This is a genomic window from Thermogemmatispora carboxidivorans, assembly GCF_000702505.1.
Taxonomy (GTDB): Bacteria; Chloroflexota; Ktedonobacteria; order Ktedonobacterales; family Ktedonobacteraceae; genus Thermogemmatispora; species Thermogemmatispora carboxidivorans.
This window is the reverse complement of record NZ_JNIM01000001.1, coordinates 5090182-5103644: the sequence shown is the minus strand read 5'-3', so window position 1 is coordinate 5103644 and position 13463 is coordinate 5090182. Positions and strand designations below refer to the sequence as shown.

At 61.1% G+C, this 13463-nt stretch carries 10 protein-coding genes; 4 read left to right on the top strand and 6 right to left on the bottom strand.

The window, feature by feature from the left end; all coding sequences use genetic code 11:
* Positions 1–248: 248 nt before the first annotated feature.
* Positions 249–1370, top strand: a complete 1122-nt coding sequence (gene ruvB / locus N688_RS20105) for a Holliday junction branch migration DNA helicase RuvB (RefSeq protein WP_081839060.1) — start codon at positions 249–251, stop codon at positions 1368–1370.
* Positions 1371–1460: 90 nt separating this feature from the next.
* Here ruvB and recF read toward each other — a convergent pair whose 3' ends face one another.
* The 4 genes from recF to N688_RS20085 all read right to left on the bottom strand — a co-directional run bounded on the left by recF (position 1461) and on the right by N688_RS20085 (position 6992).
* Positions 1461–2642 (bottom strand): DNA replication/repair protein RecF, encoded by a 1182-nt coding sequence (gene recF, locus N688_RS20100; protein WP_052890948.1) that lies wholly within the window; start codon positions 2640–2642, stop codon positions 1461–1463.
* A 335-nt stretch (positions 2643–2977) separates the two neighbouring features.
* A complete protein-coding gene (gene dnaN, locus N688_RS20095; protein ID WP_162179596.1) occupies positions 2978–4126 on the bottom strand; it encodes a DNA polymerase III subunit beta in 1149 nt (382 codons plus the stop codon).
* Between the two features lie 261 nt (positions 4127–4387).
* On the bottom strand, positions 4388–5515 hold the full coding sequence (locus tag N688_RS20090; RefSeq protein ID WP_052890946.1) for a CaiB/BaiF CoA transferase family protein: 1128 nt from the start codon (positions 5513–5515) through the stop codon (positions 4388–4390).
* 229 nt (positions 5516–5744) lie between these two features.
* Entirely contained in the window at positions 5745–6992 is a 1248-nt protein-coding gene (locus N688_RS20085; protein WP_052890945.1) for a MerR family transcriptional regulator, read from the bottom strand.
* 860 nt (positions 6993–7852) lie between these two features.
* Between N688_RS20085 and rplU the strand changes: the two genes are divergently transcribed.
* Positions 7853–8377: a 50S ribosomal protein L21 gene (gene rplU / locus N688_RS20080; protein WP_052890944.1), complete on the top strand. Its 525-nt coding sequence runs from the start codon at positions 7853–7855 to the stop codon at positions 8375–8377.
* Between the two features lie 26 nt (positions 8378–8403).
* Positions 8404–8724, top strand: a complete 321-nt coding sequence (rpmA, locus tag N688_RS20075) for a 50S ribosomal protein L27 (protein WP_052890943.1) — start codon at positions 8404–8406, stop codon at positions 8722–8724.
* Between the two features lie 204 nt (positions 8725–8928).
* Here the strand turns inward: rpmA and N688_RS20070 are convergent, their stop codons facing one another.
* The gene (locus N688_RS20070; RefSeq protein WP_081839057.1) at positions 8929–10410 is read right to left on the bottom strand and encodes a hypothetical protein; all 1482 of its coding nucleotides are present in this window, start codon (positions 10408–10410) and stop codon (positions 8929–8931) included.
* A gap of 718 nt (positions 10411–11128) precedes the next feature.
* Here N688_RS20070 and purH point away from each other — a divergent pair.
* A complete protein-coding gene (purH, locus tag N688_RS20065) occupies positions 11129–12700 on the top strand; it encodes a bifunctional phosphoribosylaminoimidazolecarboxamide formyltransferase/IMP cyclohydrolase (RefSeq protein ID WP_052890942.1) in 1572 nt (523 codons plus the stop codon).
* Between the two features lie 149 nt (positions 12701–12849).
* On the opposite strand, the gene N688_RS20060 is transcribed toward purH, so the two are convergent.
* On the bottom strand, positions 12850–13227 hold the full coding sequence (locus tag N688_RS20060; RefSeq protein ID WP_052890941.1) for a hypothetical protein: 378 nt from the start codon (positions 13225–13227) through the stop codon (positions 12850–12852).
* Positions 13228–13463: the final 236 nt, after the last annotated feature.

Here is a 13463-nt window from a genome sequence, read left to right as displayed (position 1 = left end):
CTTTCTCCCCCGGGCTTCCGCTGCTATAATGTAGGGAAAGAAAGAGAGGGAGAGGGATGATACTGAATGCTCCTTCTCCGAAGAGATAGGAAAGGTAGGGAAACCCTGGGTTGGGTGGAAAGAGGCTTCTCAGCTGAGAGCGGAGGAAGGTGGGCAACACCATACCGTGCCTCCTGGATGACAGCCGATGGAGCAGTCCCCGACGCTGGCCGAATCAGATACAGGAGAGAGATCACTAGGAGAGAACTATGAGCGACCGGCTCGTCTCGCCGCGCGTGAGCCAGGAAGAGGAGATTATCGAGAGCAGTCTGCGCCCCCGCCGCTTGTCTGAATATATTGGCCAAGAGCGCATTAAGGAGAATCTGGCTATTTTGCTGGAGGCGGCCCGGCGCAGGAATGAGCCTGTAGATCATGTCCTGCTCTATGGGCCGCCCGGCCTGGGCAAGACCACGCTCTGTAACATTATTGCCGCCGAGATGGGGGTCAGTCTGAAAACGACCTCGGGTCCAGCCATCGAGCACGCCGGCGATCTCGCCTCTATCCTGACCTCGCTACAAGAGGGCGAGGTGCTCTTTATTGATGAGATCCATCGGCTCGCGCGTGCCGTGGAGGAGCGTCTCTATTCGGCGATGGAGGACTTCGCCATCGATGTGGTGATTGGCAAGGGGCCGGGGGCTCGCTCACTGCGGATCTCTTTGCCGCCCTTCACCGTGGTCGGGGCCACAACGCGCGTTGGCGCCCTTTCTGCCCCGTTACGCGACCGCTTCGGGGCCATCTATCGCCTGGAATATTACAATGTTGAAGCCCTCAAGCAGATTCTGCGCCGCTCGGCGCGCATCCTGCGTGTCCCTGCCGAGGAGGAGGGCATTGAAGAAATCGCAACCCGGGCCCGAGGCACACCGCGCATCGTCAACCGTCTCCTGCGGCGCGTGCGCGATTATGCTCAGGTCAAGGCTGACGGCGTGATTACGCGCGAGATCGCCCGTGCCGCCCTCGATGCCCTGGAGATCGATCACATTGGTCTGGACCAGACTGACCGCCATCTCTTGCTGACTATTATCCATAAGTTTGATGGAGGGCCGGTCGGCCTCGAGACGCTGGCGGCCAGCACGAGTGAGGACCCGGAGACGATCGAGGATGTCTACGAGCCATACCTGCTCCAGCTCGGCTTTCTTGCCCGCACCCCGCGTGGGCGAGTGGCCACGCGCCTGGCCTATGAGCATCTCGGCGTCAATCCGCCCGCGCCTGGCCTGGCTGGGCGTTCCCCCGCTGCCCAGGGTCCAGCCGCTGGCGCCACTCCCGAGCTATGGACCGCCGGAGAGGCTCGCGAGCGCTCGGCGGCCTCCTCCGATAGCGAGGCAGAGCACTGAGGAGAAGGCGCGCACAAGGTACAAGGGACAAAGGTCTTGGCCTGACCAGGCCCTGGGGCTGGCCAGGCCTACCCAGGTCAGGGGGCTGCTTTACCAGGGGTGAAGCTGGCCGTTGACGACCTGGAACCTGGAAGCCCGCTCTAGCACCTCTGGGGGAAAATGGGCGGCGTCAGTCGTGGTCAGCAGCACCTGCTCATGATTGAGGATGGCCTGCAAGAGCTGCTCCCGTCGCCGCTGATCCAGCTCGCTGAAAACATCGTCCAGCAGCAGCACCGGCTCTTCTCCGGTCGCGGCCCGCATATAGGCCAGCTCGGCGAACTTTGTCGCCAGGGCTACCGTGCGTTGCTGTCCGCGCGAGCCGTAGGTGATCACACTCATCCCATTGACCAAAAACTCCAGATCGTCTCGGTGCGGCCCCAGCAAGCAGACTCCCTGGTGGATCTCCTTTTGCCGCACAGCGTGGAGCTGTCGCAGGTAATGCTCCTGAGCCTCCGTAAGCGAGCGCTGCGGATGGGGGCGGAAGGAGGGGCGATAGACAACCTGCAGCTGCTCGCGTCCTTCACTCAGTTGCTCCTGGAACGGCGCCGCCAGCTCATTGAGGGCCGAGAGCATGCGCTCGCGCTCGAACATGATCATCGTAGCCAGCAGCGTCAAGCGCTCGTCGAGGTAGTCCAGCAGGCGAGGATCTTCGTGGTAGTCGCGGATACGCTTCAGCAGAGCGGCGCGCTGCATAATGATCTTCCGATACTGCTGCAGCGCCTGGCAATAGCGGGGCCGCACCTGGCATAGACTGCGATCGATAAAACGTCGGCGCTCGTCGGGCGAGCCATCGACCAGATGGAGATCGGCGGGGGCGAAGAGCACATTAGTCATGCTGCCGATCAGATCGAGCGCCCGGCGGGGCACCTCGTTGATCTTGATGCGTTTGCGCTGCGTACCGCCGGGCCAGTGAGGCGGGCGAAGCGCCTGCTCGCCACTGCCCAGGAGCGGAGGCGTTGGATCGAAGATAATGATCTCCACATGCAACTCGCCATCGCGTCGCCGGACGCGGGCATCGAGGCGAGCCAGATGGTCGGGCGCATACCAGTTCACCACCTCGCGATCTGCCGTAGCGTGAAACGAAGTACTCGTCGCGATCATCGAGACGGCTTCCAGCAGGTTTGTCTTGCCCTGAGCGTTGTCTCCGCAGAAGAGAAAAAGGCCCGGCCCCAGCGGCAGATCAAGCTGTCTGTAGTTGCGAAAGTCGGTCAGCGCGAGATGTACGAGGTGCATCGAGGCTCCATCTACCTACCTGTCTCCAATAAAAACAGCCGTGACAGGCAATTCCGGCTCACCTGGTAATGAACCGCCTGCCTTGCCACACGAGCAGTGGCGGGAACGAGAGGCCACGCTAAAAAAGCCTCCCTTCACTGCTGGCAGTCGACCAACGAGGGAGGTCCAGCCTCTAACGGAGCGAGCGTCGTCGGAGCACTGGCGTAGCAACGGCCCAGGTCTGGCCTGCAGGGCGAGAGCTGGCAGGCGGGCCAGGCGGGCCAGGCGGGCCAGGCGGGCGCCCTCGCCGATCCCTTCCTGACAGGACAAAAGAGCGGGGCGAGCAGGCCCGCCAATCAGCTGCGATTCGTATGCATGGGCATAATGACGTACGTATAGTCTGTGGCATCCACCGGGCGTAAGACGCCGGGGCGCATGGGCGACGTCACTTCCAGAGCCACCTCCGGTGCATCCAAGACATTGAGCACATCGACCAGGTAATCCACATTGAAAATAATCTGAATCTCCTCGCCGTCGACGGCGGCATTCAGCGTACTGGTCGTATCGCCCAGATCCTCAGCGGTCGCCTCTATCGTCACCGAACCGGTCTCCGAGCCGTTGGAGCCCTGTGGCGAGATCTTCAGGCGCGTAATATTCGAGCTATTGCGCGCGAAGAGGGCGGCGGCCTTGACACGCTCGGTCAGTGCCTTTGTCTCGAGCACCGCGCGCGTCTTATACTCCGCCGGAATGATGGCGCGGTAGTTGGGGAAGGTGCCATCGAGCAGGCGAGAGACGAGGTCGATCTGCTCCGTATGGAAGAGCACCTGACGATGGTTGGGGGTGACGATCATCTCAACCGGGCCCTCATTGGGCAGGATGCGCGCCAGCTCAGTCAGGGTGCGCGCTGGGATCAAGATATCCTCGCGTGGCTCGGCGGCTCCCGGCAGCGGCGCCGTCCGCGTGGCCAGGCGGAAAGCATCGGCGGCCACAAAGGTCACCTGCTCGTCGCGGACCTGCACCAGCACGCCTGTGAAAACAGGGCGCGACTCGTCCTTGGCTGCGGCAAAGGCCACCTGACTGATCATCTCCTTGAGCAGAGGAGCCTCCAACAAAATCGGCGGCTCGCCTCCCTCGGCGGTCGGAATCAGCGGGAACTCGGAGGGGTCCATGCCCTTGACATTCGTATTGATGCCCAGACCCAGGCACTGCAGATTGACCACGTGGGTATCGGCCTGGGCCGTGACCTGGACCGCTCCCTGGGGAAGGCTATTGACCAGCTCCGTGAAGAGGCGGGCCGGGACTGTCGTTGTGCCCTCCTCCTCGATCTGGGCCTCAACCCAGCAATTGATACCGATCTCCAAATTGGTCGCCGCCAACTTCAGCCGCCCCTGCTCCGCGCTCAGCAGCACATTGGCCAGGATCGGCAGAGTGCTGCGGCTTGAGACAGCGTGGCTTACTACTGAGAGACCACGGCTCAAATCCTGCTGCTTACAAGTGAATTTCACGTTCTTCCTCCAGATACACCATTATGTCCTCGATTAGTATATCCTATGGGGTCGAGGGGGACAACAGTCAGACCCATTTGTCGCTACGCTGGTGACCCGGCGTGTTTCGCTCGCGGGCGGGCCTGGCTCGCGAGCCAGGCCGCCCTTGTGAGGGGCCGGTGGAGAGAATCCTGCCTGCTCCCTCCTGGTGGACCTTCCATTGCAATGGGTTCTAGTTGATCATTCTCTGGGGCAAGCGAGGGAACGGATAGACGGACCGGGTCAGACCTTCTCATTATCCTCGCCGAGCAAGGGAGGTGCCTTATAGAGTCGGGCCGGGGTCTCAGACAGGCGCAGTGGTGAGCCAACCAGCTTGATGGGCCCCGCCGTTGGGTGCTCGCACTCCCAGACGAAGCCGCGGGCCTCGATATGCGGATCGCGGAAGACCTCGCTGACCTTGTTGATCGCTCCGCAAGGGATGCCGGCCTCGCGCAGCTCTTGCAGCCAGCTCTCGCTCTCCTTCGTGAGCAATACCTCCTGCAAGATCGGAATCAGGGCCTCGCGGTTGCGCACGCGCTGGGGATTCGTCGCGAAACGCGGATCGTCAGCCAGCTCCTCGTGACCGAGCAGGCGGCACAGTGAACGGAAGAGGCGATCGTTGCCGCAGGTGATCACAATATAGCCATCGCGCGTGCGGAAGGCCTGATAGGGCACGATATTGGGGTGACCATTGCCATAGCGCTGAGCCTCCTCGCCCGAGATCAGGTGGTTAGAGGCCACATTGCCCAGCAGCGTAATCGTGGCTTCCAGCAGTGAGATATCGATATGCTGGCCGCGGCCCGTGCGATCGCGCACGCGCAGGGCTGTCAGAATAGCGATACAGGCGAACGTGCCGGCGGTCAGGTCACCGACAGGTGTGCCCACGCGCATCGGCTCCCCATCGACCTCGCCGGTCACTGCCATGATGCCCGACTCGGCCTGGGCGACGAAGTCGTAGCCGGCGCGCTGGGCATAAGGGCCGGTCTGGCCATAGCCGCTGATCGAGCAATAGATCAAACCGGGATTGATCTCGCGCACATCCTCATATCCCAGGCCATAGCGGGCCAGCGTCCCGGGGCGGAAGTTCTCCACCAGAACGGTCGCCTTCTTAATCAGCTCTAGGAGGCGTTGACGATCGTCTTCGCGCGTGAAATCCAGGGTGATGCTCAGCTTGTTGCGGTTGAGTCCCAAATAGTAGGCGCTCTCGCCGGCGATGTAGGGCGGACCGAACTGGCGCGTGTCGTCGCCTTTGCCTGGCTGCTCGACCTTGATCACTGTGGCCCCGAGATCGCCGAGAATCATTGTGCAATAGGGACCCGCCAACACGCGCGAGAGATCGACGACGAGGACATCGGAGAGAGCTGCATCCATTATTGTTCTTCCCTTTCGCTTCAAGCCTGTCTAAGCTGTCCCGTTACCTGTTGCCTGTTCCCTGTCTAGCTTGTAGCAGGATAGGAGGGCGCTGATGCCGCGGACCAAGGCCCTTGCCATGCTGGCTGCTTGCCATCCGCTGGGGGGAGCGCAAGCCAGGGCGCCCGGCCCGCGCCGTCGCCATACAGACAGTTAAGCGGAAGGGGCAGGGACCTGTCAAGTCATGGTGCTAGGGCGCGGGGCGTATCGGTGAGAAGGAGGGCAGGGCCCCGCCCGGGGGGCTGTTGGCATCAGGATCGATATTGCTCTGCGACTCCTGTGAGCGCGTTGGGCCAGTGGCCAGGTAATCTTGCAGAACCTGGCGCAGCTCGTGAACGACCTGCTGGATGGGACCGCTCAGGTAGAGGCCACCAGGTACGTGGTGGGCTAGCTCGCTATGGTAGAGAAAAGCCTGTCCGCCGAAAACCAGCAGGGGACGCGGCTCAGGCTGTTCCTGTAAGCGGCGTGCCAGGTCGATCAGGGTCGCCACGTAGGCCGGCATCGTGACCGAGATGCAGAGCATGACCGGCTGCATCTCGCGCACCACTTCCAGCAAGCTACTGATCTCGATGCTCTGGCCGAGGTAGATCGTGCGCATCCCGGCGCGACGCAGGAGCAAGGCAAGCATCAGCGAGGCCAGCTCGTGAGGCTCGCCCGGCGCGCAGCCGCAGATGATGAGCGGCCCGTGATTCTCGTTCACGGAAATATAGAGCAGGTTTGTGAGGAAGCCGCGGAAGAAATTGCTGGCGAAATGCTCGATGGCCACACTGAGACGGCCTGTCTCCCAGAGGTGACCGACCTGCCAGAGCACTGGCGTCACCACCTCAGCGCAGACCTGCTCGACCGGGTAGATGGCCAGCAACGAGGCCAGGAGACGCTGAGCACGGATGTCATCCAGGTACTTAAAGGCATCAATCAGCTCCTCCTGTACTCTGCGAATGTTGTGCAAGGCAGGAGTGGCGTTTGCCGGCAGTGTGCTGCTGGAAGCAGACGGGCTGACGCTGCTCGGGAGCTGTGGCTCTGCTGTCGTTTGGGGGCTGCCGCCTCCTTCTGGACGGGCTGGTGTTGCTGCAAGCGGCAGGGCAATATGGAAGGCCGGGCGGCGCTCATCTGGCCACTCAGCGGCCATCTGCTGGAGTTGGCGCGCTTTCTGATATTCCTCCTCCAGATGACGCCAGAGAGCCACCGCCTGGCTGATGGCCATGCCACTGTCAATGCGCTCTTTGAGCCAGCGAATGAGGACGATATCGCGCTCGGAATAGAGACGATAGGCGTTAGTGGCTCGCTCTGGTGAGAGAATGGCGTAGCGACTCTCCCAGGCTCGCAGTGTAGGTGCCGGTACACCAGTCTGCTGAACGACCGCTTTCGTATTGAAAAGGGGGCTGTCCGAATAGCGCTCCAGCTCGGGCCGTTCGATCTGCCCGCTTTTTCTTTCCATCACTGCAACGCGCTCCGATCTGGCCTGGCAAGCGGCTTGACCGGGCGGTCGACACCGCTGACTACCACAACTATAGCATATCATAGCACGGGCTGACCACATGTTTGGCTACCCTGGCCCTGCCTACCATATGGCCTATAGAATCCTGCCGGGACAGAGAGCAGCGCCTCGTCCCGGCTGGCCGGGCGAGGTGGGCGAGCGGACCCGTGCTTGACAAAGCGCTTGTGGGCTTGCTATCATGACAAAGCATCCAAAGTATCGCTCTCGGGTGTCGCAGTCCAGCCCTGTCGCTGCAGCGCTGGCTGCGCACTGTAAACAAGCATCCGCTCCCGCCCAGACATAGGCGGCAAGACCGTCCGTGACGGCAGAGCGTGTCAGTCAGGTCCATCAGGCCAGGGTTTGCCTCGCGCCAGACAGTCTCGCCCGAGATGGCGGCTGAGATCAGCGCTCCTGGCCTGCTAGAAACGGGCAGGGCAAAAGACGCGCTCCTCTCCAGGCCCTAACCGAGATCGTATCCAGATCGTAGTAGCTGGCCGTGTGCGCTCTGTTCTGGTGAGCAGATGGACAGACAGGCAGAAGAGACCGAATGAGGTCGCACCTTCCCAAGCGCCGTTCTGTCCGCTGCTCGACCAATGGGGATAAGCGAACATTGTCGTGCGCACGGCCTGGGAACTGTGCCGAAGGCCTCCACCCACGCCTTCGACGTATCCCGCCGCCTACCTGTTGTCTGTAGGCCGTCACTCATTCCGGCTGTTGACTTAACGCGGACAGCAAGGTGAGTGGCGATTGACGCCTGGCAGAAGTGATTGCCGCACAGCGTGAATGAGCGGAGGTAGAGGTAAAGGAGCCGAACAGAAGCAATGTTCGCAGTTATTCAAAGTGGTGGGAGACAATTCAAAGTTGAGGTAGGCGAGACCCTGGAGGTCAATCGCCTCCCCGTGCAGGAGGGCGCCCAGATCCGCATTGGCGATGTCCTGCTGCTCTCGGACGCTGATCGCACCCTGATTGGGCGTCCACTCGTGGAGAACGCCACCGTGTTGGCTACTGTCAAGCAGCATGCACGGGGCGATAAAATTGTTGTTTTCAAGTATAAGTCGAAGAAGCGCTATCGCCGTCGCCGGGGTCATCGCCAGGAGATTAGCATCGTGACGATCGATGACATCCTGCTCGACGGAGTGAGCCTTGTGACCGGCCAGGCCCCCGCTGCGGCTGAGCAGGGCAGGCCGGTGTCGGGGGCGGCTCTGCGGCCCGCGGCTGAAGAGCAGGGAGCTGCCGCCGAGACTGCTGCCAGTCCCGCCGAGGAAGAGGGGCAGGCCCGGACTCGTCGCCGTCGCCGCGTGCGGTCCCAGGAGGGTGAAGCTTCTCAAGCCTCAAGCGAAGAGTAGAGTAGAGATCGTGAGGTTTACCAGCTATGGCGCATAAAAAAGGTGTTGGTAGCTCGCGCAATGGTCGCGATAGCAAGGCGAAGCGCCTGGGTGTGAAGCGCTACGATGGCCAGCTTGTGACCGCTGGGACCATTATCGTACGCCAGCGCGGTACGAAGATCAAGCCTGGCGATAATGTAGGAGTTGGGCGCGATTACACGCTATTTGCGCTCATCGACGGGTATGTGAAGTTTGGCCATGCCTCGCGCACGCAGCGCAAGGTGAGTGTCTACCCAACCTTCCCAGGGCGGCCTTCCGTTGAGGAGTTGGTAGCTCAGGCCCAGGCTCAGCTTGAGGCTGGAAGCTAGCCGGCTTCCTTCCTCATCACGGTCTGTCCGGCAGCATAAGCATGTATGATAGCGTAGAATAGCAGCGCGCGAGCCGCTGCCAGGGGGGGCAGTGACAGGCTCCCCGGCAGCAGCAGAGAGAGCAAGCAGGTTAGACGCACCTTCTTCCTGCCTGCTCTCCTCTTTTTGGGAGTCAGGCCGTGTCGAGATCCCCCTTCTCCTCGCTCACTGGCGCTGAGTGGCCGGGCAGGTGACCACAATCTGATGGGTGCGCCGATCGCTCATCAGGCTACAGGTCTGACCGTTGAGGGTGGCCGTGCCATTGCAGCCTACCACCAGCGTGCCATTGACGTTACAGTCGAGCGGGGTGTTAATGACCTCGCCATTGATCGTGGCCGCGATAGCGACGCCCTGTGGCGTGCGCTGAACCTGCACCGGGTCGGGGACATGCAACAGCCTGGTGCAGTTGAGACCATCGGCTTCAAAGGTCGTAATGAAGCGCTGGGCCAGGAAGGTAAAGAGTGAGTTAGCCACCGCTGGATCGGGAGAGGGACGAGTTTTCGTCAGCGAAGCGTCGACGAGCAGGCGCAGCGGAGCGACAGCCAGCAGGTTGGCGCAATAGAGGGTTGTGCTGGCGTAGACCTGATCGCGCACCTGGGGCTGATCGACACCGGCGCGGTAGGCGTTGAGCTTCGCCAGGTTGGGATGGCCATCAACGGTCGCCATCGGGTCGCCATTAGGAACCAGGGCGACCGGGGCCCGCTGCCAAACGGCGGCCTGCAGCTCGTTGAGGGGCAGGGCTGTTGTCATCTGGCCTGGATCGGCCAGATCGGGAGCCATCCAGGGGGTGCAGCCCAGGGCACCGTCCAGCCCGAGCGCCAGCAGACGGTTATCGCTGCCATTCACCTGGGGCTGAGCATGCTGGAGCACGGCGATGGCGTGGCGTGTCATCTGAGCTATGCGCCCATCTCTGGTGACCAGATAGGCCGTTGTGACATTATCGCTCTGGTCTTGGTCGACCAGCGAAAAATCGCGCACGCTGGGGCAGGGAAGACCATCGCGAGCCCGTCCTAGCGGCGGGGGCTTCAACTTGCCGGCTCGCATGGCCTGATTGGCGGCGGCAAAGAAAGCGGGCGCGTTGCAATAGGCGAACTGGCCGAAAAGCGAGCCGCGAATGCCATTCACACAGTGGCCTTCGGCCAGGCTATTGCCGCTGCTGCGCAGCGTCAAATTCTCGCCGTTGAAACCGAACCAGAGCGCCACCACCCCCCCTGCGGGCAGGTGCGGCACCACCGGGGCCAGCGCCGGCTTCTGACCGCGGTCGACCACCAGAGGATTACAAATAGCAAGTCGCCCCGTCGCCGGGTCGATGACTGCCGCCTGGACAAAGGCCGCTTGATCAGGATTGGCCTCGTGGCAAGGACCACGGGCCGCATTCGTTGCCACAAGCTGATAGGGCGTGGCCAGACCCTGCGCCGTGAGCGGATGGGGCGGTACAATCAGCGTACAATCGGTATTGGCGGGCGCGGCTGCCTGTGAGCCGGTGAGTCGTGGGAGCAGATAGAGGGCGCCGCTCGCCAGCGCCAGGACCAGCGGCACCGCAATCCCCACCAACATGAGCGGGGAGAAACGTCGACGCCTTCGTCGGCGTTCGGACTCCAGACCAGTCAGGGCTGGCCTGACTGCCTCTTTGAGCAGTGGCTTCATTGAAGTTCAGACCCCCCTTGAGAGCGCCAGACCACTGGCATGCTAACCGGCGCCCTCTTGAATCCTGCTGAAATGCGGTGAAAGGCTCCTGCATCGAATAATGCATCTTGATCAATGCAATCTGGATGAGATAATACTCTGAACCTCTGCCGATTGTGAGACTTCAGCTAGAAGCTGGCAGGAAAGTACCATCGGGCGGTTAAGATAGCGCGCGCAGGCTGAGGAGCAGGGGCAGAGCAGCGAAAAAGAGAGAACCAGGCCCGATCTTTGGCAAACAACGCAGCGCTAGTCGAGGGCCCTCCCCTTTTTGTTATACTATGCATGGAAATCTCTGCTCCTCCGGCCAGCAAACCAGCCAGGTAACGGGCTGCCCTGTCTTCTCCATCTCATCTAGCTGCCTCAACGGTCGCGAGGCGTATCTAGAGGAGTAGAGAGCGTATTGTCTACTGGAGAGATATAGCGATCTTCAAAAATTTTAGCTATAGAAGAGGATAGAGAGGCGGGCAGAGAGAAAGAGAACACCTTCCACCTGGTGGCAGGCGCCGGTCGGAGTAGAGCGCTGGCCCCGTCGGGAGCGGGTGTCGTGGCGGCCACTCAGCTTATGAAGCCATGTGAGCGTGGGCGGGGCAGGCGGGTATGAAGGCGAGCGCATAGCTTAGTAATCGACGTGGAAAGTGGCTCTACTGGCAGCCCAGCCAAGCGAAAGGAACGAACCAGCATGCGAGCAATCATCAGCGTAGCCAATCACGAACATCTAGACAAGCTAGGGCGTGCCCTGGCAGAGCGCCAGGTGACCATCTTTGCCACTGGAGGAACCGCGGCGGCCCTTCAGAGCTCCGGTGTAGCGGTTCAACCAGTCAGCAACCTCATTCAATTTCCAGAAATCCTCGGGGGGCGTGTCAAGACGCTCCACCCTCATATTTATGGTGGCATCCTGGCGCGGCGCTCTGATCCAGCCCACATGCGCGAACTAGAAGCGCATGGCATTGCCCCTATTGACCTGGTGGCCGTCAATCTTTATCCATTCATCGAGACCGTGGCCCGTGAAGGTGTGAGCCTGGAAGAAGCCCAAGAGCAAATCGACATTGGGGGCGTCGCGCTCATTCGCGCCGCTGCCAAGAACTTCCAGGATGTCATTGTCCTGGTGCGTCCCCAGGATTACGAGCCGGTCCTGCAGGAGTGGCAGGAGCGCGGTGAAGTCAGCCAGGAGACCCGGCGCCGGCTAGCTGTCGTTGCCTTCCAGTATACGGCCAGCTACGACACAGCCATAGCCGAATATCTACGCAGCCAGGACACCGACTACTTCCCCGAGGAACTCACCCTACCTCTGCAGCGTATTCAGACCCTTCGCTACGGAGAGAACCCCCATCAGCGGGCGGCCTTCTACCGCTGGGGAGGCCTCTCAACCATCAAAGAATGTCGACCGGCGGTTGCCACAGCTGAAGTACTGCACGGCAAGGAGCTTTCTTTCAACAACCTGCTTGACCTGGATGCGGCCCTGGCTGCTGCTGGCAGCTTTGCTGCTCCTACGGTTGCCATCATCAAGCACACCAACCCCTGTGGTCTGGCCTGTGGGGATACCCTGCTCGAAGCCTATCGCAAAGCTCATGCCGGTGACCCGGTCTCGGCTTATGGCGGTATCATCGGCTGCAACCGGCCTATAGAGGTCGACGTGGCGCAAGAAATTCACCAGCTCTTCTACGAGGCCGTCATCGCCCCCGAATTTGCGCCCGAGGCCCTGGCCATCCTGCGCCAGAAAAAGAACATTCGTTTGCTGGCCACGCATGCCCCTATCGATCCTTCGACCCTCAACGCTCAGATCTTCAAATCGGGGCGCTTTGACATCCGCAGCGTCAGCGGCGGCCTCCTCCTGCAGACAGCCGACTTCATTGGCGAGCACGAGCTAGAATATCGCGTTGTCACCGAGCGCAAACCAACGCTGGAAGAAATGACCGACCTCATGTTCGCCTGGAAGGTCGTACGCCATGTCAAATCGAACGCCATCGTTCTGGCGCATAAGCTGGCGGTCGTGGGCGTTGGAGCTGGCCAGATGAACCGCGTCACCAGTGTACAACTGGCCGTCGAGAAAGCCGGCGAGCGTGCCCGGGGGGCTGTCCTGGCCTCAGATGCCTTCTTCCCCTTTGCCGATGGCGTCGAGGCTGCCGCCAAAGCCGGAGTGACAGCCATCATTCAACCTGGCGGCTCCATTCGGGACGAGGACTCTATCCGTGTTGCCAACCAGCATGCCATTGCCATGATCTTCACCGGGAGGCGACACTTCCGTCATTAAGCGAGCACTGACCAGCTCTGCCGCTTGTGGCTCTGCTCCTTTCCCGAGGGCAACTCTCCGAGCAAAACAAGAGCAGCCGCTCCTCGAAATTGGGGAGCGGCTGCCAGGTGTCTGCCGTGCGAATGACGGTCCCAACAGAAGCGGGACCCTCAAATAAGCTCATCGCAGAAGAAGTAGACCCAAAGGATCGCAACACCGAGTCCACCGATCAGAGTAAAGAAGCCGACGGCGCCCGCCGCCGTATTATTGGGGTCCTTAAAGGGATAGAAAATGATCAGGGCAAGCCAGACCAATGTCAGGGCAACTGTCAGGCTCAGCTTCGTAATAATCGGCGGGGACGGGTAGAAAATATGATAGAGCACCAGCACCAGCAGGCCGATGATTGCGGCCAGCAGGAGCAGGTTAATCATCACCCCACCGCCGAAGTCGAAGACCAGCGTCGGCTTTATGAAAAGAAAGCAGCAGATCCAGAGAATCGTCAGAAGAATGCTGCCGATGACTTTGCCCTTTGGTGCAACAGAAATCACGTGACAAAGCTCCTTTCGCGGAGTACCCAGGGGGTCCGCGGCGAGGTCAAGTAACCAGGCCCCGACCTGCCAAGCGAACAGCGTCGTCGCCCGGGATCTCAAGGCACGTCTCCTTTCTGGCACGTGCTTTCCAGTTTCCTATTGTAGTCCTTAGCCGGCCAGAAATCAACAGGAAGGAGCCGACCCCTGGCAGGCAACCTGTCATTCTGGCCAGACAGTTGATTCCTTGGTTGGGA